The sequence below is a fragment of the Paenibacillus durus genome (assembly GCF_000756615.1).
Taxonomy (GTDB): domain Bacteria; phylum Bacillota; class Bacilli; order Paenibacillales; family Paenibacillaceae; genus Paenibacillus_AQ; species Paenibacillus_AQ durus.
This window is the reverse complement of the sequence record NZ_CP009288.1, coordinates 4410404-4432959: the sequence shown is the minus strand read 5'-3', so window position 1 is coordinate 4432959 and position 22556 is coordinate 4410404. Positions and strand designations below refer to the sequence as shown.

Genomic DNA, 22556 nt, shown 5'->3' with positions numbered 1-22556 from the left:
AACCGGCCGGGGCAGCCTATAATCAGATGTTGCTGAAGAATACTCAAAGGAGTCTATGCTGACAAAACTAAGTAACGCTTCCGAAGCAAGTTTTGCCGAAGAACATTCAAAGGAGTCTTGCTAACAAAACTTTTAGGAGGACAATTATGGATTCCAATACGCTGCTGCAAGAGGCGATCAAAGCCCGCGCCAAAGCATATATCCCATACTCCCACTTCGGCGTGGGAGCCGCTCTGCTGGATCAGGACGGACAAGTTCATCATGGCTGCAATATCGAGAACGCCGCCTACAGCGTTACCAATTGCGCCGAGCGCACCGCTCTCTTCAGCGCCATGGCCCAGGGACATAAACGCGGCAGCTTTAAAGCGCTTGCCGTTGTAGGTGATACCGACCTGCCGATTACGCCTTGCGGCGCATGCCGGCAAGTCATCGTTGAGTTATGTGATCCCGACATGAAAATCATTCTGGGCAATATAAAAGGGGACATTCGCGAAACAACCGTACGCGAGCTGCTGCCCGGTGCTTTCGGCCCCGATGAGTTAAGGCAGGGACAGGCTCCAGAGTAAGTGCGTTAGCGAAGCGGCGAAGCCGCCAGCGTTGCCCGCAGGCAATGGAAGGGGACTCCCGCCGCTGAAGGTGCACGTGCTCGCGCGTGCGTAAGCGAAGCGGCGCAGCCGCCAGCGTTGTCCGCAGGAAGTGGAAGGGACCCCCGCCGCTGAAGGTGCACGTGCTCGCGCAAGCGTAAGCGATGCGGCAAGCCGCCAGCGTTGCCCGCACGCAGTAGCAGGGCCCCCCCGCCGCAGAATCACGCACGTGTTCGCGCAAGCGTAAGCGATGCGGCGAAGCCGCCAGCGTTGCCCGCACGCAGTGGAAGGGACCCCCGCCGCAGAATCACGCACGGTTCGCGCAAGTGTAAGCGAAGCGGCAAAGCCGCCAGCGGTTGCCTGCACGTAGTCTCTCAGCACACGCTCGCACATCACTCCGCGCTCCGCTCTTCCCGGCACCAACCGGAGCGGGTGACCGCAGGGAACGTAAGCGTGTCATTCGCCGCCCCCCTCTTCAACGCTCCAACCGTGGCAGGCACGCCCAGTTCCGGGTGTCCAGAGGGCGGGGTCCTTGGGGTCCCCCTTGGCTAAGGGGGATTTAGGGGGATCGAAATTTTTAAAAAGGAGAACTCACATATGAAATTCAGATCAGGCTTTGTCGCTATAATCGGCAGGCCCAACGTAGGCAAATCAACCCTGATGAATCAGGTCATCGGGCAGAAAATCGCCATTATGTCGGACAAGCCGCAGACGACCCGCAACAAAATTCACGGGGTGTATACGACAAGCGATTCGCAAATCGTCTTCCTCGATACGCCCGGCATCCATAAACGCCAGTCCAAGCTGGGCGATTACATGAACCAGACGGCAATGAGCACGCTCGGCGAGGTGGAAGCGGTGCTGTTTCTGATTGACGCGGCCGAGGGGCTTGGCGGAGGCGACCGTTTTATCGCCGAGCAGCTTCAAGGTCTGAAGACGCCGGTTATCCTGGTGATGAACAAGATCGACAAGCTGGAACCTGAGGCGCTCCTGCCGCTGATTACGGAATATAGCAAGCTGCATGATTTTGCCGAGATCGTTCCCATTTCAGCCAAGGTAGGCAGTAATGTAAATACCCTGCTGGAGCAGCTGCAGAAATACCTGCCGGAAGGCCCGCAGTATTATCCGGAGGATCAGGTGACCGACCATCCGGAGCAGTTTGTTATCGCTGAGCTGATCCGCGAGAAGATCCTGCATCTGACCCGCGAGGAGGTGCCGCATTCCATTGCGGTGGCCATTGAGGATATGCGGGCGGAGCCGAACGGAGTGGTGCATATCTCTGCGGTTATTTTTGTCGAGAGGGATTCGCAAAAAGGCATTATCATCGGCAAACAAGGCGCTATGCTGAAGGAAGTTGGCAGAAGAGCCCGTACCGATATTGAGAACCTGCTTGGGTCCAAGACGTTTCTGGAGCTTTGGGTTAAGGTGAAAAAAGACTGGCGCAACCAGGAGCGCGTTCTGCGCGATTTAGGCTTCCACAAAGATCAGTGATCTTCACCGCAAATGACTGCCAGTAATTGCAAGGATAGAACCCGTCTCATCGCACATCCTACTTTAGGAAGACATCGTGTTTTGCGAAGGGGGATAAATACGAATGCGAGATTTTTCGTGGAAGTATTTTGCAATGACTGGTGATGTCGATGCCTATCTGCTGTACCGGGAAGCGGGAGAACCGCTGAGTCCGGCGGCCGAGACAGCGGCGGAAGAAGAGCAGGTCTATGACGAAGAAGCGAAGTAAGAACTGGTTGCTTGCCGAGTGGTTGGGGGAAGAGGCATGCTACACAGGGTGGAAGGGATCGTCATCCGCAGTATGGACTACGGCGAGGGGAATGCAATCATTACACTTTGCACCGAGAACGCGGGCAAGATAGGAGTTCTGGTCCGTGGAGCCAAAAAGGTAAAAAGCCGCCATGCTGCTTTGATCCAGCCGTTTACGCTCGGGCAATATGTTTTTTTCAGGAATAACGGAGGACTCGGTACGTTGAATTCCGGCGAGATTATTAACTCCCATCATCCCATCAGGGAGGATCTGATTAAAGCCGCCTACGGCTCTTATGCCTGTGAGCTGCTGGATCGGGTGCTGCATGACGAGGAGACGGGGAGCTTTTGGTTCCGGCAGCTATCGGCCTGCCTGAATGCGCTGGAAGAAGGCAAGGAGCCGGGAGTCATTATTAATCTGTTCGAGATGAAAATACTTCAAGCGGCCGGCTACGGTCCGCAATTGGATTCCTGTATCGCCTGCGGGCGCGAGAGGGCGGACGATGAGCTGCTGCTCAGTCCGCGGCTGGGCGGCACTCTATGCCGCAGCTGCCGTCATAATGACCCGCCGGCAATGGAAGTATCGCCCCGAGCGCTAAAGCTGATCCGGCTGTTCGCCGCGCTTGATCTGACCCGCCTGGGCAATGTGGACGTTAAGGAGAGTACGCGCGAAGAATTGAAAAAAATCATGCGGGCGTTCATGGATGCCCAGCTCGGTCTCCGGCTGAAGTCGCAAAACTTTCTGGATCAGCTTGATAAATACAATATTTGACGAAATCCGAATTTTCCGTTAATATAGGAGCAGTCTCTTCTTGTTGGAGTATGCCTGATTAAAGGCAAATAACGAGAGGATCGCCGCTGGCTGAAGTCGGCACGCATGTAGAACGGGAAAGTAGTGAACGATTGCTTGGCATAGCGAGCCGGGGATGGTGAGAGCCCGGTAAAGCAGCGCTCATGAAACGGCACCCGGGAGTGCGGAGGCGGCAGCATGAAAAGTGGATTTCGTCAGCACCGGCAGCAGTCAGTGAAGAACGGAATCAAGTAGGGTGGAACCGCGGGAGAACATGATTGCTCTCGTCCCTATGTCTGAATTTCAGGCATGGGGGCGGGAGTTTTTTGGTCTGGAACGAAAGAACATTTCTTCTTCATTCCGGAATATATAAACACCGCCTCCATCGCAATAGCGCTTTGCCGGGTTTATTCTCTCAGGCTCAAAGCCTGCAGCGAAATCCGGCTGCTCTCAAACTTAAGCGAAGGAGTCGGTAACATGAATTTTCAGCAGATGATTTTGACGCTGCAAGAGTTCTGGTCGAAGCAGAACTGCATTATCGTTCAGCCATACGACACGGAAAAAGGCGCGGGTACGATGAATCCGATGACATTCCTGCGTTCCCTCGGACCCGAGCCGTGGAAGGTCGCTTATGTCGAGCCGTCCCGCCGTCCCTCCGACGGCCGCTACGGGGAAAACCCGAACCGTCTGTACCAGCATCATCAGTATCAGGTCATTATCAAACCGTCCCCGGATAATATTCAGGAGATTTATCTGGACAGCCTGAAGGCGCTCGGCGTCGATCCGCTGCAGCACGATATCCGGTTCGTCGAGGATAACTGGGAGAACCCGTCGCTCGGCTGTGCGGGACTCGGCTGGGAAGTATGGCTAGACGGGATGGAAATTACGCAGTTCACCTATTTTCAGCAGGTGGGCGGCATTGAGACCAGTCCGGTTTCAGTCGAAATTACCTATGGCATGGAGCGGCTCGCTTCCTATATCCAGGAGAAGGAGAATGTGTTCGATCTGGAGTGGGTGGACGGCTTGACCTATGGCGACGTTTTCCATCAGCCGGAGGTGGAACATTCCACATATACCTTTGAAGTCTCGGATGTCAAAATGCTGTTTAACCTGTTCAACACCTATGAAGAGGAAGCGCGGCGGGCGATGGACCGTCATCTCGTCTTCCCAGCCTATGATTATGTGCTGAAATGCTCGCATACGTTCAACCTGCTGGATGCGCGGGGAGCAATCAGTGTAACGGAGCGTACAGGCTTTATTACAAGAGTGCGCAATCTGGCCCGCCAAGTGGCGGCAACTTTTGTGGAGGAACGCGAGAAGCTCGGCTTCCCGCTGCTTAAGAAAGAAGGTGTTCAGCTTGACTAAGGATCTGCTGTTTGAAATCGGGCTGGAGGAAGTTCCGGCACGCTTTATCCGGGCGGCGATGGAGCAGCTTCAGGATAGAACGGCAAAATGGCTGGAGTCCTCCCGTCTTGAGCACGGAGAAGTGCAGTCGTTCGCGACCCCGCGCCGTCTGGCTGTTCTCGTAAAGGATGTTGCCGAAAGACAAGCTGACGTCAGTGAAGAGGTCAAAGGGCCATCCCGCAAAATCGCGCTTGACGCGGCCGGCGAGTGGAGCAAAGCGGCGCTTGGATTTGCCCGCAGCCAGGGTGTTGCCCCGGAGCAGTTCACTTTTAAGGAAGTGGGCGGAGTCGAATATATTTACGTCACCAAGAGCAGTGAAGGTGCCGATACTTCTTCCCTTCTTGCCGAAGGGCTGACCGGAATCGTAGGTGCCATGATGTTCCCGAAGAATATGCGCTGGGGAGCGTATGACTTCAAGTTCGTCCGTCCGATCCGCTGGCTGGTCGCTCTGTTCGGGGGCGATCGTATCGACTTTGAAATTACAGGCGTCAAGACCGGTAATGTCAGCCGTGGCCATCGTTTTCTTGGGTTCGACGCGGTCATTGGCCAGCCTGCCGATTATATTGAAAGCCTGCGGTCCCAGTATGTCATTGCCGATGTGAAGGAACGCGAGGCTCTGATCCTCGAACAAATCAACAAGCTGGCTTCCGATAAAAACTGGACGATTGCGATCAAGGAAGACCTGCTCGAAGAAGTACTGTTCCTGGTGGAAACCCCGACAGTGCTGTTCGGCACGTTCGATCCGGCTTTCTTGAACATTCCGCAGGAAGTGCTGATCACTTCAATGCGGGAGCATCAGCGGTATTTCCCTGTACTGGATGCTGAAGGCAAATTGCTTCCATATTTCGTCACTGTCCGTAACGGAAATGCCGAACATCTGGAGACGATCGCCAAAGGGAACGAGAAGGTGCTCCGCGCCCGCCTGTCTGATGCGAAGTTCTTCTATGAAGAAGACCAGAAGCTGAAGATTGAAGACGCGCTGGCCAAGCTCGAAAATATTGTTTATCATGAAGAGCTCGGCAGTGTCGCCGACAAAGTCCGCCGCATCCGTCAGATCGCGGACAGTCTGGCAGGCAAGCTCCAGGCAGCGCCGGAAGTGGCGGCGAAAGTCAGCCGCGCGGCCGACATTTGCAAATTCGATCTGGTGACCCAGATGGTGTACGAATTTCCGGAGCTTCAAGGAACGATGGGCGAGGACTATGCGCGCAAAGCGGGTGAAGATGAGCAGGTGGCCAAGGCGATTTTTGAGCACTATCAGCCTCGCTTTGCCGGAGACGCCACTCCGTCCACGGAAGCCGGCGCTATCGTCAGCATTGCCGACAAAATCGACACGATCGTCGGCTGCTTCTCAATCGGCATTATCCCTACCGGCTCTCAGGACCCTTACGCGCTGCGCCGCCAGAGTGCGGGCATCGTGCAGATCGTGCTGGAGCAGGAACTTCCGGTCGGTTTGAACGATATTTTTGAAATCGCTGTTCAAGTTCATAAAAATACTCGAAATTTGAAACTTTCCGCTGAGGAACTCCGTAATAACCTGTATGAGTTCTTCGGACTGCGCGTTAAGCGTCTGTTGTCGGACAATGTGCGTTATGATGTGGTCGATGCGGTTATGGCCGCAGGTTACGACGATATTGTCGCCGTTGTTGCAAGAAGCAAGGCGCTGGCGGATGCCGTCGTGTCCAAGGAGAATTTCAAGAATACGGTTGATTCCTTCAACCGGGTCAGCAATCTGGCGGCCAAAGCCACCGGAGCCGTTCTGGATTCCGCCCTTCTGGGCGAAGCGGCCGAAAGCGCGCTGTACGAAACTTGGCAGTCGATTCATCAGCCTTACCAAAAAGCTCTGGAAGCGGATGATGCGGCTGCGGCGCTTGACCTTCTGGCCGGACTTAGCGATGCCATAACCGTCTTTTTTGACTCGGTCATGGTCATGGCCGAGGACGAGCGGGTGCGGGGGAACCGGCTTGCGCTGCTGGCAGGGATTGATGCCGATTTGAAGAGCTTCGCCGATTTTGGCAAACTGGTCTGGTAGCTTCTGGCTTAAGTCTGCATGCGTTGCGTTTTGAAGAAAATGTAGGTCTGGTGGTATAGAACGCGGGTTAAGGGTATAAATATACGGAATGGTGCCAAAAGCGCAGGCTATGGCTACTGTTCCGTATTTTACGCTTTTTAAGATTGGAAGGATCGGCAGGATTTTTTGGGATCGTCGCGTATATATATTACACAGGAAACGGTGACAGACTATGGGAAGCTTAGACGCTCGGGAAATAACCATCGTGGTCGACGCGGATGCCTGTCCGGTCAAGAGGGAAACGGCGGACACCGCCCGCACTTTTGGAGTTCCGGTGATCATGGTATCGTCCTACGCTCACGAACTCCGCGGCGGTGAAGGCGTCGCAGTCGTGCATGTAGACAACAGCGATCAGAGCGCCGACCTCTACATTGCCAATCACATCAAATCCGGGGATGTCGTACTGACCGGCGACTACGGCCTTGCGGCTCTGGCGCTTGCTAAAGGATGTCATGCCCTTTCTTTCAGGGGACAGACATACGATGAGACCAATATGGATATGATGCTGGAAGGCAGGCATGCCAGGGCGAAAGAGCGCCGGAGAGGCCGTTACTCCAAAGGGCCTAAGCCGTTTACCGCAGAGGATCGAAATACTTTTCAACATAAACTGACAAAACTTTTGAAATTATTGCAGGAAAATGTTCAGCCGTAGCGAATACTATTTATTTGTCAAGGGATGAAGGTGGTTGTTAGTGGCAAGCGGACACGGCAATATCCCCGAGGAAGTTATCGAAAGCGTGCTGGCGCGGCATGATATTGTTGATACCGTTGGGAAAGTTGTCCATCTGACCAAGCGGGGGAAATATTTGTGGGGCCTCTGCCCATTCCATTCGGAAAGCACCCCTTCCTTCACAGTAACTCCGGATCGTGGAGTGTTTCATTGTTTCGGCTGCGGCATGGGTGGAAATGCCATCAAATTTAGGATGGAAATCGAAGGATTATCCTTTCCCGAAGCCGTCAAGATTATGGCCGAAGAGAGCGACATTCCGGTACCGGAAATCGCGGGAGGCATGCAGTCCGCGCATAACCCGGAACTCGACCGGCTGCTTCAAGCGTATGAATGGTCTGCGAAGTTCTATCATTACTTGCTGAAGAATACGGAATACGGCAAAGCCGCAATGGATTATTTAAGATCCCGGAAATTCAGCGACCATATGATTGACCAGTTCCAGATCGGATACGCGCCAGATCGTTGGGATACACTGCTTCAGTTTCTGGAAAGACGGAATTTCGACCTTGCCGAGATGGATAGAGGCGGCCTGCTGTCCTCAAGAAGTGAAGGCAAAGGTTATATCGACCGTTTTCGTGGACGGATTATTTTTCCGATTGCGAACCGCGCCGGTAAAGTGGTGGCATTCGCCGGAAGAATTCTCGGGGAGGGCCAGCCGAAATATTTGAATTCTCCGGAGAGCAAGCTGTTTAACAAAAGCCGGATCTTGTACAACCTGCACCAGTCCAAAGCATCTATCCGCAAAACGCGGCAAATCGTTCTTTTTGAAGGATACGGAGATGTCATTTCGGCCTGGGAATCGGGTGTGCACAACGGTGTGGCGACCATGGGCACTTCGCTAACGGAGAATCACGCGTCGATGATGAAGGCTTTGGCGGATGAAGCGGTGATCGCTTATGACGGAGACCGGGCGGGACAAGCCGCAGCAATGAAGGCCCTTTCGATGCTTGAAGCGACGGGGCTGCGCGTTAAGGTGGCGGTGCTGCCTGGCGGACTCGATCCTAATGAATTTGTGGCGCAATATGGAGGAGACCGCTTCCGGGAACAAATCATTGAATCCGCGGTTTCAACAGTGAAATTTAAGCTTATATATCTGAAAAAAAACCATATACTCCTAGAGGAAGACGGCAAAATCGCTTATGTCAAGGAGGCGCTGCAAATTATTGCTTCCCTGCATTCCTCTACGGAAAGAGAAGTGTATCTGAAAGAAATTGCCTCCGAGCTGGATCTGAGTTATGACAGCTTGAAGCAGGATTGCAATTTGCTCAGAGCTTCGATGCAAAAAAACATGCCCGAAGGGGATAATAACGTCAAAAGGTGGAATAATGGTAGGCATAAAAAAGGGCAGGTTCAAGCAAGGGCCTTGCTTCCGGCTTACCATGCCGCGGAACGGAGTCTGCTGTCCCTGATGTTTCAGGATAGTGAAGCCGCCGCGTATGTAAATGAACATCTGGGAGAAGATTTCAACATCGATGATCATGCGGCTATTGCCGCTTATCTATACGCCTATTACGCGCAAGGCAAGCAGCCGGAAATCAGCCGGTTTCTGTCCTCGCTCCAGGACGACCGGTTGGAAAAGATCGCAGCCTCGATTTCCATAATGGAGTCGCCGCCGGACTGGACCACGCAGTTACTGGATGATTATATCCGCGAGGTGCGGAAATATCCCGTGCAGCGAATGATGGAGAAGAAACGGGAAGAGATGATTCAGGCGGAAAAAGCCGGTGATTTTTTGCGTGCGGCACAAATTGCAAGTGAGATTATAGCCCTAGAGAGACAGTGAACGTTGACAGGATGTATCTAGGGAGGAGGGAGTCGAATAATGGCGAACGATCAGCATACCGAACTGGAGGCGGAATTTACGCTCGACCAGGTCAAAGATCAGCTTATTGAGTCTGGCAAGAAAAGATCTTCACTGAATATTAAAGATATCATGGAGAAACTGTCGCCATTTGATCAGGACCCCGAACAAATGGATGAATTTTATGAGCAGCTTAGCGACTTGGGGATTGAAGTCGTTAACGACAACGATGAGGAAGTAACGCTTCGTCCGAATGATGATAACGAGAACGGAGATAGCGATGATTTCAGCTTTGACGACGATCTGTCGCTTCCGCCCGGAATCAAGATTAACGACCCTGTTCGTATGTATCTAAAAGAAATCGGCCGTGTGCCGCTTCTGTCCGCCGATGACGAGGTTGAACTGGCCATGCGGATCAAGAACGGCGACGAAGAAGCGAAGCGCCGTCTGGCTGAGGCGAATTTGCGTCTGGTAGTCAGCATCGCGAAGCGCTATGTAGGCCGGGGCATGCTGTTCCTTGATCTTATCCAGGAAGGCAATATGGGTCTGATCAAAGCGGTAGAGAAATTCGACCACAACAAAGGATTCAAATTCAGTACTTATGCAACGTGGTGGATTCGGCAGGCCATTACCCGCGCCATTGCTGACCAAGCGCGTACGATCCGGATTCCCGTTCATATGGTGGAAACCATTAACAAGCTGATCCGCGTATCCCGCCAGCTGCTGCAAGAACTGGGGCGCGAACCCACGCCGGAAGAAATTGCAGCCGAAATGGAGCTTAGCGTTGAAAAGGTTCGGGAGATCATGAAGATTGCCCAGGAGCCGGTATCGCTGGAAACTCCGATCGGGGAAGAAGACGATTCCCACTTGGGCGATTTTATCGAGGATCAGGAGGCGCTCGCGCCTGCGGACGCGGCGGCTTACGAGCTGCTTAAGGAGCAGCTGGAGGATGTGCTTGATACGCTGACCGAGCGTGAGGAGAATGTGCTCCGCCTGCGGTTTGGCCTCGATGATGGCCGGACGAGAACGCTGGAGGAAGTCGGCAAGGTGTTTGGCGTTACCCGGGAACGGATTCGCCAGATCGAAGCCAAGGCTTTACGCAAACTTCGCCATCCGAGCCGCAGCAAGCGGCTTAAGGATTTTCTGGAATAACCGCTCTTCATGGACCTTCTGCTGCATGCGGCAGGAGGTCCTTTTATTTTGGACCATAGCCGCGCTAGAAAAGAGGGATAGCCGTTGAATATGGAAAAGCGTGATATTATTTTGAGAGAAATCCAGTACTGGCGCCGCACCAGGCTGCTTTCTGAACAGTACTGCGATTTCCTGACCCATTTATATGAGGATGAAGGCAAAGTAAAAAGCGAAAATCCGATAACGCTGCAGAACCTGCAGCAGGGAAATATTAAAATTTGGCTGTTTTCTTTTGGAATTATTTCCTTGATTTTGTTAATTGGTTTTTATTTTAGCGTTTTTCCTTGGGGTTTGCAACTTGCAACAGCACTCTCTGTACTTATTATTTGTTACGGATATGCCAGCCTATGGAGGGACAAAATGCCGGCAATCGGCCTGTCGCTGGCGGGAATTGGCAGTTTGCTGATGCTTGGCTTCGGCTTATGGATGATTTCGCTGCATAGTCTGAATCCGCAAGTTTGGATTCCCATCCTTGTGGGAGCTTGCGGGCTGGTCTGGATCATCCTTGGATTTAAGCTTCGGATCGGTCTGCTTCAGTTCAGCGGTTACGGGGCGTTAAGTCTTCTGTATGCCGGGTTCGCGGGCAGGCTTCGTCCGGAGGCGGGCCTGTGGGAGCTGCAGCTGCTCTGGCTTCCACTGTGCGTGCTGATGATCTGGCTGAGTTGGCTGCTGTACCATAGGGTGAAAGGTATTTCCGGCGTCTATTTTGCGGTAGGAGTTGCTTTATGGCTCATGCCTGAGATAGACAGCCTGCTGCTGCGCCATGATTACCCGCAGTGGATTTCCCTCCTGCTGATTGGAAAAATTGCGGCCGAACTGGCGGTGCTGTTTCTCTTTCGAAAAAAATGGATTGCGTGGGTGGCTACATGAACAACGTAAAATTATCGCAAAGACTCGGGCTGCTGCTTGAACAAATTCCGCACGGATCGAAATTGGCCGATATCGGCTCGGACCATGCGCTGCTGCCGCTGGCTGCCGTTCAGACCGGACGCGCCGTGTCGGCGGTTGCCGGAGAAGTGAACCCAGGCCCGCACCGTGCAGCCGAAAAGGCCGTTCAGGACGCAGGACTGAAGGATCGAATCTCCGTCCGCCGAGGGGACGGGCTGGAGGTGCTCCGGCCGGAAGAGGCGGACTGCATTACGATCGCGGGCATGGGCGGCGCTTTGATCGCCTCGATTCTGAACAGGGGCAAGGTGGAAGGTAAACTGGCGGCTGTCCGCACTCTGGTACTGCAGCCCAATGTCGGAGAGGATATCCTTCGCCGCTGGCTGCTGGATAACGGCTGGGTACTAACGGCCGAAGCTCTTCTTGAAGAAGACGGTAAACGGTATGAGGTTCTCACCGCCGTGCCGCAAGATTTGGAGGCGGGGATAACTAACGAAGGTCTGTATGCGGATGCGGCGCGGGCGGGCGGAGAGCGCCTGTACAGCATGGAGACGCTGCTATATATGGGCCCTTGGCTGATCCGGCAGAGAGGCCCGGTCTTTGTTGCCAAGTGGCTGGATGAAATATCCAAGCTGGAACGTATTTTGGAGTCGCTCTCACGGTCAGAGCTTGAATCTGCCGAAAGCAAACGCACGGAGATAAAGGCGCGGATTAGAGAGATCACGGAGGTGCTGGCATGCTTGCCAAAGGACAAACCGTAATTCAATATATGGAGCAGCTTGCTCCAAAGCATGTGGCGGAGGAAGGCGACAAGATCGGCCTGCAGCTCGGCAGCCTGCATAAAGAAATTACAGGCGTTCTGGTTGCGCTCGATGTGAACGACGAGGTGGTTGACGAGGCGATATCCCGTGGCTGCAATCTGATTATCGCCCATCACGCGATCATTTTTCGGCCGCTGCAGCAGCTGCAGACCGATACGCCGATGGGAAAGGTGTACGAGAAGCTTATCAAGAACGATATCGCGGTCTATATCAGCCACACGAATCTGGATATAACCGAGGGCGGCATGAACGACTGGATGGCCGAGGCGCTAGGCATCGAGAACGCCGTTCCGCTCAAGGATAGCCATACGGAACAGCTGTCCAAGCTCGTCGTCTTTGTGCCGAAGGACCATCACCAGAAGGTGCTGGATGCCGTCCTGAACGCCGGGGCGGGCTGGATCGGCAATTACAGTCACTGCAGCTTCAACGTCGAGGGCTACGGCACATTTATGCCCCGCGAAGGCACCGACCCGTACATTGGGAAGCAGGGCAGAATGGAGCGGGCGGAGGAAATCCGTATTGAGACGATTGTCCCACTGGGCATTCGGGGCAAGGTCATTCAGGCGATGTTGAAGGCCCATCCATACGAGGAGGTCGCCTATGACCTCTATTCCATGGATCTCAAGGGCCGCACCTTTGGGCTGGGCCGGGTAGGCAAGCTGAAAGAGCCGACAACGCTCGGGCAGTTCGTGGAAACCGTGAAGACCGGCCTGAACGTAGAGAAGGTGCGCGTGGTAGGGGACCTGGACCGGCCTGTCCGCAAAGCTGCCGTGCTTGGCGGATCGGGCGGGAAATTCCTTGGCAGCGCAGTCTTCCGCGGCGCCGATGTGCTCGTCACAGGCGATATTGACTACCATACGGCGCAGGATGCGCTGATGGCCGGCGTCGCGCTGATCGATCCCGGGCATAATGCCGAGAAGATTATGAAAGAAAAGGTTGCCCAGTGGATCAAGGATAAGCTGACAGAGCATAAATATGAAACGCCGGTCTATGCTTCAGAAGTGAATACGGAGCCGTTCCGGTTTGTGTGATGGACTTGAAAGGCCGTGGATCTCTACACAAGTAGAAATGCACGGCCTTTTTAATGCTCTTCCAAAATCGAAGAAAAATTTCGAATTCGGTGTGCAAGTTTAAATCTTTTCCATACCTCGCGGTCATCGGAATGCTTACCGATAAAAAAGAATGGCTGCGGCCGCTCGTGGAGCTAAGCGCGGGGCGTATGGCTAAGGCTTACCAGGTTATCGTCTTTTACTCTGATTTCAATTGGTTCGGAAGGCCTGTTCCGGCGCTGCCGCTGCTCGCAGCAGCTGTTCTGCTGATGTGCATTGCCGCATACTTGCTCGCAGTGAGACAGTTTACGTGGAGGGAGGCCGCCGGATAGGGCCGACTGGAGCACGATTGGTTCACCCAAAGAAGCTGCCGGAGAGAAGGAATTTCCACCGAAAAAAGGGAATAATTACACTTGTTTCGGGGGAACGCAATCTGTATAATATATAATGTTGTTCGGAAAGTTTGACAGACAATCGCCGGCGGCATGAGCCGCGGGAGGAAAGTCCGGGCTCCATAAGGCAGGGTGCTGGATAACGTCCAGTCGGCGCGAGCCGAAGGATAGTGCCACAGAAATGGACCGCCGATGGCCGCTTGCAAGCGGCACAGGCAAGGGTGGAACCGAGGTGTAAGAGACCCCGAGGAACGCTGGTGACTTCGTTCCTGGTAAACCCCACCTGGAGCAAGACCTAATGGAACGCAGCCGATTCCGGGTAGGAAGAGGCAGCCTTCGCCTGAGGCGCGTTCGGGTTGGTCGCTGGAGCTGTGCAGCAATGTACGGCCTAGATAGATGATTGTCGCTCACAGTGGGAGGGTAGTTCCCGTCAGAACCACAAAGAGCACAGAACCCGGCTTACGGCAAACTTTCCTAAACTGGCAACACTTTATATTTGGACAAATTATAAGCGGCGGCGCAACCGGGAACCCGGAAGCGCCGCCGCTTTTTGAATACAGGTATAAATTTTTTATTAGTGGCTCCCCGGATGCAAGGATTCCAGCCCTTGGCCGCTCCATTCTTCCAATGCTTCTTCCAGCCGCTTCACGGCCAGCGGCAGCAGCTGCGGCGGCGTGTGGGTGAAGTTCAGCCGCATTGTGCTGCGGTCCGGCTCCCCTGGGTAGAATACTTCACCCGGGACGAAGGCGACGCCGCGGGCGACGGCCAGCGGCAGCAGTTCCGCAGTATTGATGGACTTGTCCAGCGTCAGCCATAGGAACATGCCGCCTTGCGGCTCCTCCCAATGGGCTCCCGCCCAATTCCTGGACCGCAGCTCGGACGAGAGGGCCTTCATCCGCGCCGCATACTCGCGGGAAATGGCGGAAATATGCCCTTCAAGGTCAAAGCCCGACAGCAGCTCATCCAGGGCGCGCTGGTCGACGGCGCTGGAATGCAGATCGGCCGCCTGTTTGGCTCTTGCGACTGTGGAGACAAGCTCCTTGCTGCCCGCGATCCAGCCTGTGCGCAGGGCGGGGGCGACGATTTTGGAGAAGGTGCCGGTGTAGACGACAGTGCCGCCTCCCATACCGCCGTCGATGGCCGCGAGCGACGGGAGTCCTGCCTTGTCTCCCCCGGCAAACGCGATTTCTCCGTAAGGATTATCCTCCAGAATAAGCGTACCGCTGCGGCGGCACAGCTCTACGACGCTGTGTCTGCGTTCTTCGCTCCAGGTCGCTCCCGTCGGGTTGCCGAAGGTCGGAACGGCATACAGCAGCTTAGGCTTATGGAGCCGGAGCTTGTGCTCCAGATCGCCCGGCAGCATGCCGTCCGTATCGCTGGCAACCGGGACGATGTTAGCGCGGTAAGATCCAAGCACCTGAAGAGCGGCCAGATAGGTCGGTGATTCGACGAGCATCGTGTCGCCGGGATCAAGCAGCACCCGGCAGAGCAAATCGATTGACTGCTGTGAGCCGGTCGTCAGCACCACTTCCGCCGGAGATACCGCGATTCCCTGCCGGGACAGCCTTGCGGCAACTTTTTCGCGGAGTGGAGTATAGCCTTCGGTTATGCCGTATTGCAGTACGGAAGCGTTGCCGGAGAGCGCCCGGTGGTAAGCTTCACGAACCGCTTCCAAGGGAAATAGGTCTTCCGCCGGCAGTCCGCCCGCCAAAGAGATGATATTGCCTCCTTGAGTCAGCTTCAGAATATCGCGCACGGCCGATGAGCCCAGATGACGCGCCATGGTGGAATAAACAATATTCATGCACTTATGCTCCTTACCCTCTGATTTGATGGTATCATAGCGGCAGAGGAGTATAACAGTAAAGCTTCAAATATAACAGTGGAGGTGACCTAAGGCATGCGTATCGAATTGAGCCGCGCCGGCGGCAAACCGCTTCCGCTGCAGATTAGCGAAGCGCTAGGGCAGCGCATATCCTCCGGACTGCTGCAGAAAGGGACGAAGCTGCCTTCTGTAAGGAAGCTCGCCGTCTCGCTCGGCGTCAGCCAGGTGACCGTCAGCAAGGCATACGCCGACCTCGAAAGACGCGGGCGGATTGTGCGCCGCCAAGGCCTCGGCTGCTTTGTCGCCCCGCTGAAAGACGGGAAACAGGGAGCCGGGGATTACCTCGAAAGAAGCGCTGGACGGCCCGGAGAACAGAGCTCCAAGGACGGTAATAAGAATGAGAATCATTGGGACGATACAGGCGGCGGAAGCCGGAGTCCAGGCCGGAACGGATTACATAAGGAGGCCGGATCGCGAAGAAAATTCGCCTGGCAGGAGGACTATGGGGATTATTTGCCCAGAGCGCAACTGTGGAGAAATTTTGACTACTCAGAGGAGGAATATTCCTTCCATTTGGCAGCTATTCATTCCGGAATGCTTCCCTTGAAAGAGATCGGCGAGGCGATGACGAGGCTGGTAGCGAAACGGCCGGAGCTGATGTCGGTCTACGGTAATTTTCAGGGAGATCTGGGGCTGCGGGAAGTGATGACAGCACATCTGCGGGCACGCGGCATCCCCCTCTCCGCTGACAATCTGATGATCACAAGCGGGACGCAGCAGGGAATCGATCTGGTGGCGCGTACCTTTGTCGGGCCCGGTGATGCGGTGTATCTGGAAGCGCCCAGCTATACGGGAGCTATTGACGTTTTTGCGGGAAGAGGAGCGGAGATGATATCTGTTCCCATGGATCAAGACGGCATGCGCATCGACCTGCTGACGAAGCTATGCGACCGGCGTCCGCCCAAGCTGATTTATACCGTGCCTACGTTTCAGAATCCGAGCGGGATTACGATGAGCATGGAAAGAAGACAGCGGCTTCTCGAGCTTGCCCGAAGCTACCGCTGTCTCATCGTGGAGGATGATCCTTTTTCCGATCTATATTTTTATTCTCCCCCTCCTGCTTCCATCAAGAGCATGGATAAGGACGGGCATGTCATCTATATGAAAAGCTTCAGCAAAGTGCTGGCTCCGGGCTGCCGGATTGCCTGCGTTGCCGCTGAAGGGGATATCCTGGAACGGCTGATCGCCGCCAAGGCGGCCAGCGATCTGGGCAGCCCGCTGCTAAACCAGCTAGCGGTGCTCCCGTTCATCGCAGGCAAATATGACGCCTACACAAAGGAATTGCGGGCCGCACTTCGTTCCCGCATGGAAAGAGCGGCCAGGCTGCTGAAACGCTATGCTCCGGATGGAGTCAAGTGGAGACTCCCCGGGGGCGGACTTAATCTGTGGCTGGAGCTTCCTGCTTCCGTCAACATCGGAGAGCTGTACAGAAGGGCGTCGCGGCAGGGCATTTCTTTTTTGGCGGGGCATGTATGTTATGCCGGCGAGCCTCCGTCCAGCCATATCCGGCTCTGCTATGCCCAAATGGAGGAGGCGCAAATGGAGCGCGGTCTGCTGCTCCTGATGCCGCTGCTCAAGGAAGCCATGAATAGCAGAATAATGTAATCATTTGATCGGCGTCTTATTTGGTCTTCAGTCTGCGTTCCAGCAGATTAATCTTCTCCCTGACATGCTGCGGCCACAGCTCAAGCGGAACCTCGCCGCCGGAAGCCGCCTGCAGCGTTTTGTAGATGTCCACCTGGCCCCAGCCGAAATATTTATCATGGCCCGGGCTGCCGAGATCGACAGTACTCTTGGTCATGAGATCCATGACCTCTTTGTTCGTCAGATCCGGATTCAGCGAGCGTACCAGACCGGCGAGGGCGGCGGCATGAGGGCTGGCCATGGAAGTTCCCGACAGTGCGGCGTACTGGCTGCCCGGGTACGTACTGGCGATACTTTCGCCGGGCGCTGCGACATCGACATAATCGCCGTAGTTGGAGAAGGACGCTTTTTCGCCCGAAGCGTTCGTCGCCGCGACAGCCAGCACCTCGGGGTAGGCGGCGGGATAGCCCGGGCGTTCCGTGTTGTCGTTTCCGGCGGCGGATACCAGCACGACGTCTTTGTCATAGGCGTATTTAATGGCATCATGCAGGAACTGCGAGTCGGCGTAATTGCCGAGGCTGAGATTGATGACTTTGGCCCCGTGGTCCACCGCCCAGATGACGCCTTCGGCAACCGAATAGGTGGTGCCGGCTCCGGAGCGGTCCAGCACTTTTACAGGCATGATTTTGTTATACCAACTGATGCCCGCCACTCCCTCGGAATTATTCACCAGGGCTCCGATTATGCCGCAGACATGGGTTCCGTGCCCTACGTCATCGTCCGGCTTGGCTCCGCTGGTAATGGCGTTGTAGCCGGAGAGCAACTGCCCGCGAAGATCGGGATGATCGGCCTGAACGCCAGTGTCGACAACGGCGACGGTGACCTTGTTGCTGCCCTTGGACAGATTCCACCCCCGGCCGGTCTCGATCGCCGGCAGATTCCATTGATAGTCGGGGAACAGCAGATCATTCGGAGTAATAACCGCTGCTTCATTTTCATCTGCGGAATCATTGGTTAAGTACACAAAGTGAGGCTCGGTGTACAGCGGATGCCATTTAGAGGCGAAGTAGGTCTTGAGCTGAGTATAACGCATATTGGAAGAACGGAAGATGTAAGCATAACCCAGCTTGCGGGGGGCTCCGCAGCGAATGTCGGTAGCTATCGTGCTAAGCTGGCCTTGCTTGGGATGGCCTTCCCTGAAACGGACGACGATTTCGTTCTCGTAATAGTGGCTCGCGTTCTCGTTGTCATGCCCGGTCTTGACGCTGATGTCCCGCAGCGTGTCGGCATGAACGGACTCGACGCGGAATTTCCCTTCCTTTGGATAGGGAATGAGGCGCAGATTTTTTCGTTGATGCTCGGCAACCCGGCTCAGCACGGTCTGGTCGATCAGCGCGAGAACGCCGACTTGTCCATCCCGGCTCCGCTGACCCATAATAAAGTACTTCCGGGTTCCAACGGCAAATGAAGGCGATTCGTAGGATTGATGCTTTTTAACAGCCGATTTGGCGGCATTCAGATACTGACGAAGACGCTGATGCTGCTCATGTGTGCCATCCGGCGGAATGGATTTGAATGTCCTAATCTGCTCTGAAGAGAAGTCGATCCACATAAGCATGGCAATATGCCCGTGGCTATGCTCTAGATGTTCCGCATACAATGCAACATCACGCAGCGGTTTGCCTGCGGTTGCCGTAAGCATAGCGCGCAAATCCCGGCCCGCATCAACGCGGTTCAGCCGCTCCGTGGCGGTAACATCCTGGACTAGCGCCGTTTTTTTCAGAGACTGCTCCTCAGTTGGACGCACATATCCCGGCTGCCGCCCGGTGTTCCCCGTTCCAGGATGCGTAGCTATGATAAACACCAGCACGGAAGCGCAGACCGCGGTGAGCAGACCGGCGATGGCAATATTTTTACGAGACATATTTCCCGCTCCTCCCTGACATTGTAATAAGGTTAGAATGGGAGGGCACAGCCTGATTTATACATGTGGAAAAGGGATACCGCCGAACCTATTTTTGTGTTAGGATAGACATGAAAACGATTGAAATGCAAGGAATTATGTAACAACAGGCAAGTTAAATTTAAAGCCGAAGTCAATAAGGGGGAGCAACCGCCATGTCAGCCAATATTCAGAATTTGTGCGAAACGACGAGAGAAAAGCTTAAATATGCCATTGAGAAAATGGAGGCATTCCTGAATCACTATGCGCTGCCGCAGCTTGCGCCCGAACAGGACGAAGAAGCGACGCATTTTTATCAAGGTTTTCTGTCTGACCTCCGTCACTTGCTGGTATTCTCCGAGATGTCGTACGAGAAGCTGGGAATTGCGCTCCGCCGTGCCACATTTAATGAAGAGTTTGCGCAAAAGTCGCTTTATAATGTTTACCACTTTGGCGTCAACAACTTTTTTTATCCGAAAAATGAAAGCTACTCGGAAGATGGCCGTTACGCCTACACGGGGCAGGATGCCATCCGCTTCCGCAAAAAGCCTGTTCGTCCTGTCCGCGATATCATTCTGGACATTACCAAGGTATATGAGGAACTGCGCGATGATCTAACCTATTACGAGAACGATTATTTGACTGAGCGCCGTATGCAAAATCAATTGTAATCTTCCAAAGTCTCCCGGATGAACGTGCGGGGGGCTTTTTCGTATTATTAGGTCAGCCAGAAACTTCTGGTTGGCCTATTTTTCTAGGTGCATTATTCCCAATAGAGGTTTGTCATGCTGTATCCTTGAGCTCCATGCTGTTTCGGTTTACTTCATTCGGAAATTCCCGTACTGCATAATAGCACTGCCGGAAGGACATAATGAATCCGAGGTGATATCCAATGGCAAATGCCGCGAAAACCATGGTCAACTGCAGTGTCAGCAACTGTCATTATTGGGGTGAAAGCAACATCTGCCGCGCCGAGGAAATCATTATTGAAATCGACAAACACTCGGGAAGCCGGATGAAAGAAGAATTCGCCGAAGAAATGACCTACGCGAATCATCATGATGTTGCGGCAAATTCCTCTGCAACCTGTTGTCTTACCTTTAAGCCGAAAGCGTAGGAGGGTTCCCTATGGACAGTGGACACAAGGGTTCAGGATCGAACGGCTCCAAACGCAAAAAAATCAAGCTGCGTCCGCGCAGAGTCGACTACCCACGGAAAGCGCCCGAGCATCGTGAGGAATATGCATCCGAGATCAGTCCGTTTCCGGTTCGTTCTAACTCTCCAGAGGATTCGGAGGAGCGGGGTAGGGACAGGGAAGGGGAGGCGGATAAGACGGCCGGTTATGCCGGACTTGTCTTAGGTATTGCTTCTCTGTTCATTTGGCCAATTATTTTGGGACCGTCGGCGGCAGTATTAGGCTATTATGCTTATAATAAGGGCCGCAAAACAGCCGGAGGCTGGGCGATCGGTCTTGGTATTGTCGCGACGCTAAGTTATTTCGTTATGATTCCTTTCGCTCGTTAGGATGTAACAGGGAACAGTTGGCAAAGAAGGCTTTCGGACCTTGGAAAAGGGCTGAAAGTCTTTTTTAAAACCCGCAAAAGCATAAAATAAACGTATATTTAACAAATTCCATCCAATAGCCGATATAATTATTAAAGTACTAGATTAAGGGAAGAGGGAATGCGGCAGCATGAATATTAATCCCGCCGTCGCCAGCCAGACTGGCCAATTGAAATGGATTAACCTGAGAAGTTCAGCTGATGGAGGCGTTTCGGCAAAAAATAATGAAAACACAGCATCGGAAGCATCCCGTTTTGAGGCGGTTCTTGCAGAGCAATCGTCATCTTCCGGTGAGGTGCAGGCCCGAACTGCTGCGTCCGAAGACGGGCTGCTGTGGAAGAAAGTCGGAGCCGTGGGGGCAGGCGCTATTTCCGGGGAAATAGCGGAAGCGGATATGCCGATTAACGGAGCTGCGGATGCAGCTGCAAAATCGACCGGCTATGAAGATCTTATTCAGGCAGCGTCGGCCAAGTACGGGGTGCCTGCCGATCTGATTAAAGCGGTCATTGATACGGAATCCTCTTTCAATCCGAATGTTGTTTCCTCAGCAGGAGCCAAGGGACTGATGCAACTCATGGATGGCACCGCCCAGGGGCTCGGGGTATCCGATCCATTCGATCCGGCACAGAGCATCGACGGAGGCGTCCGCTACTTGTCGTATCAGCTAAATCGGTTTAACGGGCAGGAGAAAATGGCGCTTGCCGCCTATAACGCGGGTCCGGCCCGCGTAATCAAACTCGGAGTTAGTACGGACGAAGAACTGATGAGGCAATTGGACAAGCTTCCAGAAGAGACGCAGGCCTATATTGCCAAAATTGAACGCGCCCGCGCCAAATATGCGGTATAGCGGTATAATAGAAAGGGTCAAACGGGACAAACCGTTCGCGCCGTGCTCCGGCCGCCGGGTCATCGTTTGATCCTTTCACTTTATTGACAGCAAAGGAGTTATGCCATATATGATTTATTGGGATTATGCCGCCGCCGCGCCGCCCTATGATGAAGTCGCGCGAACGGTGGAGCAGCTGATGAGGCTGCATTATGCGAATCCCTCTTCGCTGCACTGCGCCGGGGCCGAGGCTGCCGCTCTGATTGAACGCGCCCGTGAAGTAAGCGCCGCTGCGCTGGGCGTTCTTCCCGGGGAGATCAGATTCACCTCCGGGGCGACGGAAAGCAACAACCTGGCCATTAAAGGCGCCGCTTTGCAGTATACGGGAAGAGGCCGCCATATCATAACGACGGGGATCGAGCATCCTTCCGTCTATGAGAGCTGCCTGCAGCTGCAAAAAATGGGCTGGGAAGTCACTTTCATCCGGCCTGATGCAAACGGAACGGTGAACCCTTCAGAGGTTGCCGGCGAAGTACGGCGCGATACGGTGCTTGTAAGCGTAATGCACGTCAATAACGAAATCGGCTCGGTGCAGCCGCTGGCGGAGATTAGCCATGCTGTCAAGTCGGCGAATCCCCGGACCCTGTTTCATGTGGACGGCGTTCAGGGGTTCGGCAAGCTCCCCGGAGGTCCCCGGGATTTCGGAGCGGACTTGTACAGCTTGTCTCCGCATAAAATCCGCGGTCCACGCGGAAGCGGCCTGCTGTATGTTAAAGAAGGGGTTCAATTGTTCCCGCTGCTAAGCGGCGGCAGCCATGAGGGCGGCATGCGTGCCGGAACGGAAAATCTCCCGGCGATCGTTGCCGGAGCCAAAGCGGTGCGGATGGCGGCTGAGCGGCGGGGAGAATTTGTCTCCCGCATACTGCCGCTCCGGAACAGGCTGCTGGCATTTTTGCGGGAAATCCCCGAATTCACTGTGAATAGCAGCGAAAAGGGAGCTCCTCATATCGTGCATTTTTCTTATCCCGGCATGAAAGGCGAGGTTATGGCGCGCCAGCTTGAGCAGCTTGGCATGTTGGTATCCACTCGCTCTGCCTGCTCGTCGCGGCTGGCTGAACCGAGCCGCGTGCTGCTCGCGATCGGCAGGGATGAAAGTACGGCGCTTGGCGGCATTCGCATCAGCTTCGGGGATGAACATACCGCAAGCGATGTCACCGCTTTGGAACAGGCGCTGCTTAGCGCTATTAAAGCATTGAAGATTGCTGAAGGAGGCATGCGGTAAC

Annotated in this window: 22 protein-coding genes and 1 other RNA gene; 20 read left to right on the top strand and 3 right to left on the bottom strand. The window is 54.4% G+C overall.

The window, feature by feature from the left end; all coding sequences use genetic code 11:
- The first annotated feature begins 104 nt into the window (after positions 1-104).
- Positions 105-566, top strand: coding sequence for a cytidine deaminase (locus tag PDUR_RS19275; protein WP_269079221.1), 462 nt, complete (start codon positions 105-107; stop codon positions 564-566).
- Here PDUR_RS19275 and PDUR_RS28885 read toward each other — a convergent pair.
- A complete protein-coding gene (locus PDUR_RS28885; protein ID WP_169744925.1) occupies positions 540-965 on the bottom strand; it encodes a hypothetical protein in 426 nt (141 codons plus the stop codon). The genes PDUR_RS19275 and PDUR_RS28885 overlap by 27 nt on opposite strands.
- A 216-nt stretch (positions 966-1181) precedes the next feature.
- Here PDUR_RS28885 and era point away from each other — a divergent pair, with 216 nt between their 5' ends.
- The 13 genes from era (at position 1182) to rnpB (ending at position 13950) form a co-directional block, all read left to right on the top strand.
- A complete protein-coding gene (gene era, locus PDUR_RS19270; RefSeq protein ID WP_042207745.1) occupies positions 1182-2075 on the top strand; it encodes a GTPase Era in 894 nt (297 codons plus the stop codon).
- Positions 2076-2178: 103 nt separating this feature from the next.
- On the top strand, positions 2179-2322 hold the full coding sequence (locus tag PDUR_RS28230) for a YqzL family protein (protein WP_081949591.1): 144 nt from the start codon (positions 2179-2181) through the stop codon (positions 2320-2322).
- Positions 2323-2358: 36 nt separating this feature from the next.
- A complete protein-coding gene (gene recO, locus PDUR_RS19265; RefSeq protein WP_042207744.1) occupies positions 2359-3114 on the top strand; it encodes a DNA repair protein RecO in 756 nt (251 codons plus the stop codon).
- Between the two features lie 495 nt (positions 3115-3609).
- Positions 3610-4497 (top strand): glycine--tRNA ligase subunit alpha, encoded by an 888-nt coding sequence (gene glyQ, locus PDUR_RS19260; RefSeq protein WP_042207743.1) that lies wholly within the window; start codon positions 3610-3612, stop codon positions 4495-4497.
- Positions 4490-6565: a glycine--tRNA ligase subunit beta gene (glyS, locus tag PDUR_RS19255; RefSeq protein ID WP_042207742.1), complete on the top strand. Its 2076-nt coding sequence runs from the start codon at positions 4490-4492 to the stop codon at positions 6563-6565. The genes glyQ and glyS overlap by 8 nt, the downstream gene beginning before the upstream one ends.
- A gap of 211 nt (positions 6566-6776) precedes the next feature.
- On the top strand, positions 6777-7256 hold the full coding sequence (locus PDUR_RS19250) for a YaiI/YqxD family protein (RefSeq protein ID WP_042207741.1): 480 nt from the start codon (positions 6777-6779) through the stop codon (positions 7254-7256).
- A gap of 40 nt (positions 7257-7296) precedes the next feature.
- Positions 7297-9117 (top strand): DNA primase, encoded by a 1821-nt coding sequence (gene dnaG, locus PDUR_RS19245; protein WP_042207739.1) that lies wholly within the window; start codon positions 7297-7299, stop codon positions 9115-9117.
- A gap of 39 nt (positions 9118-9156) precedes the next feature.
- Positions 9157-10287 carry an RNA polymerase sigma factor RpoD gene (gene rpoD / locus PDUR_RS19240; RefSeq protein ID WP_042207737.1) on the top strand — a complete coding sequence of 377 codons (1131 nt, stop codon included), beginning with the start codon at positions 9157-9159 and terminating at the stop codon, positions 10285-10287.
- 84 nt (positions 10288-10371) lie between these two features.
- Positions 10372-11196, top strand: coding sequence for a hypothetical protein (locus PDUR_RS19235; RefSeq protein ID WP_042207736.1), 825 nt, complete (start codon positions 10372-10374; stop codon positions 11194-11196).
- Positions 11193-11972 (top strand): tRNA (adenine(22)-N(1))-methyltransferase, encoded by a 780-nt coding sequence (locus PDUR_RS19230; protein WP_042207735.1) that lies wholly within the window; start codon positions 11193-11195, stop codon positions 11970-11972. Before PDUR_RS19235 ends, PDUR_RS19230 begins: the two co-directional genes overlap by 4 nt.
- Entirely contained in the window at positions 11948-13063 is a 1116-nt protein-coding gene (locus PDUR_RS19225) for a Nif3-like dinuclear metal center hexameric protein (RefSeq protein WP_042207734.1), read from the top strand. The genes PDUR_RS19230 and PDUR_RS19225 overlap by 25 nt, the downstream gene beginning before the upstream one ends.
- Before the next feature lie 131 nt (positions 13064-13194).
- Positions 13195-13413, top strand: coding sequence for a hypothetical protein (locus PDUR_RS19220; protein WP_156130520.1), 219 nt, complete (start codon positions 13195-13197; stop codon positions 13411-13413).
- Positions 13414-13539: 126 nt separating this feature from the next.
- Positions 13540-13950, top strand: an RNA gene (gene rnpB / locus PDUR_RS27630) — RNase P RNA component class A.
- A gap of 97 nt (positions 13951-14047) precedes the next feature.
- Here rnpB and PDUR_RS19215 read toward each other — a convergent pair.
- Positions 14048-15277 carry an aminotransferase-like domain-containing protein gene (locus PDUR_RS19215; RefSeq protein WP_042207731.1) on the bottom strand — a complete coding sequence of 410 codons (1230 nt, stop codon included), beginning with the start codon at positions 15275-15277 and terminating at the stop codon, positions 14048-14050.
- Positions 15278-15373: 96 nt separating this feature from the next.
- Between PDUR_RS19215 and pdxR the strand changes: the two genes are divergently transcribed.
- Entirely contained in the window at positions 15374-16963 is a 1590-nt protein-coding gene (gene pdxR / locus PDUR_RS19210) for a MocR-like pyridoxine biosynthesis transcription factor PdxR (protein ID WP_042207730.1), read from the top strand.
- A 16-nt stretch (positions 16964-16979) separates the two neighbouring features.
- Here pdxR and PDUR_RS19205 read toward each other — a convergent pair whose 3' ends face one another.
- On the bottom strand, positions 16980-18866 hold the full coding sequence (locus tag PDUR_RS19205) for a S8 family peptidase (RefSeq protein ID WP_042207729.1): 1887 nt from the start codon (positions 18864-18866) through the stop codon (positions 16980-16982).
- 194 nt (positions 18867-19060) lie between these two features.
- Here PDUR_RS19205 and PDUR_RS19200 point away from each other — a divergent pair, with 194 nt between their 5' ends.
- From PDUR_RS19200 to PDUR_RS19180, 5 genes are all read left to right on the top strand, one after another.
- The gene (locus PDUR_RS19200) at positions 19061-19555 is read left to right on the top strand and encodes a YpuI family protein (RefSeq protein ID WP_042207728.1); all 495 of its coding nucleotides are present in this window, start codon (positions 19061-19063) and stop codon (positions 19553-19555) included.
- Between the two features lie 221 nt (positions 19556-19776).
- Complete coding sequence (locus tag PDUR_RS19195) at positions 19777-20001, top strand: DUF1540 domain-containing protein (protein WP_042207726.1); 225 nt, start codon at positions 19777-19779, stop codon at positions 19999-20001.
- 11 nt (positions 20002-20012) lie between these two features.
- Positions 20013-20408, top strand: coding sequence for a DUF4190 domain-containing protein (locus PDUR_RS19190; protein ID WP_042207725.1), 396 nt, complete (start codon positions 20013-20015; stop codon positions 20406-20408).
- Positions 20409-20577: 169 nt separating this feature from the next.
- Entirely contained in the window at positions 20578-21294 is a 717-nt protein-coding gene (locus PDUR_RS19185) for a lytic transglycosylase domain-containing protein (RefSeq protein WP_042207724.1), read from the top strand.
- Positions 21295-21403: 109 nt separating this feature from the next.
- Entirely contained in the window at positions 21404-22555 is a 1152-nt protein-coding gene (locus PDUR_RS19180) for a cysteine desulfurase family protein (protein ID WP_042207723.1), read from the top strand.
- Position 22556 lies beyond the last annotated feature (1 nt).

What these genes read in the sequence shown, in the direction of transcription:
- PDUR_RS19190 (WP_042207725.1), top strand. Translation starts at nt 20,013, where the DNA reads ATGGACAGTGGACACAAGGGTTCAGGATCGAACGGCTCCAAACGCAAA.
- PDUR_RS19200 (WP_042207728.1), top strand. Translation starts at nt 19,061, where the DNA reads ATGTCAGCCAATATTCAGAATTTGTGCGAAACGACGAGAGAAAAGCTT.
- PDUR_RS19230 (WP_042207735.1), top strand. Translation starts at nt 11,193, where the DNA reads ATGAACAACGTAAAATTATCGCAAAGACTCGGGCTGCTGCTTGAACAA.
- rpoD (WP_042207737.1), top strand. Translation starts at nt 9,157, where the DNA reads ATGGCGAACGATCAGCATACCGAACTGGAGGCGGAATTTACGCTCGAC.
- PDUR_RS28230 (WP_081949591.1), top strand. Translation starts at nt 2,179, where the DNA reads ATGCGAGATTTTTCGTGGAAGTATTTTGCAATGACTGGTGATGTCGAT.
- PDUR_RS19250 (WP_042207741.1), top strand. Translation starts at nt 6,777, where the DNA reads ATGGGAAGCTTAGACGCTCGGGAAATAACCATCGTGGTCGACGCGGAT.
- PDUR_RS19215 (WP_042207731.1), bottom strand. Translation starts at nt 15,277, where the DNA reads ATGAATATTGTTTATTCCACCATGGCGCGTCATCTGGGCTCATCGGCC.
- PDUR_RS19195 (WP_042207726.1), top strand. Translation starts at nt 19,777, where the DNA reads ATGGCAAATGCCGCGAAAACCATGGTCAACTGCAGTGTCAGCAACTGT.
- PDUR_RS19185 (WP_042207724.1), top strand. Translation starts at nt 20,578, where the DNA reads ATGAATATTAATCCCGCCGTCGCCAGCCAGACTGGCCAATTGAAATGG.
- PDUR_RS19205 (WP_042207729.1), bottom strand. Translation starts at nt 18,866, where the DNA reads ATGTCTCGTAAAAATATTGCCATCGCCGGTCTGCTCACCGCGGTCTGC.
- pdxR (WP_042207730.1), top strand. Translation starts at nt 15,374, where the DNA reads ATGCGTATCGAATTGAGCCGCGCCGGCGGCAAACCGCTTCCGCTGCAG.
- PDUR_RS19220 (WP_156130520.1), top strand. Translation starts at nt 13,195, where the DNA reads ATGCTTACCGATAAAAAAGAATGGCTGCGGCCGCTCGTGGAGCTAAGC.
- recO (WP_042207744.1), top strand. Translation starts at nt 2,359, where the DNA reads ATGCTACACAGGGTGGAAGGGATCGTCATCCGCAGTATGGACTACGGC.
- glyQ (WP_042207743.1), top strand. Translation starts at nt 3,610, where the DNA reads ATGAATTTTCAGCAGATGATTTTGACGCTGCAAGAGTTCTGGTCGAAG.
- PDUR_RS19225 (WP_042207734.1), top strand. Translation starts at nt 11,948, where the DNA reads ATGCTTGCCAAAGGACAAACCGTAATTCAATATATGGAGCAGCTTGCT.
- era (WP_042207745.1), top strand. Translation starts at nt 1,182, where the DNA reads ATGAAATTCAGATCAGGCTTTGTCGCTATAATCGGCAGGCCCAACGTA.
- PDUR_RS19180 (WP_042207723.1), top strand. Translation starts at nt 21,404, where the DNA reads ATGATTTATTGGGATTATGCCGCCGCCGCGCCGCCCTATGATGAAGTC.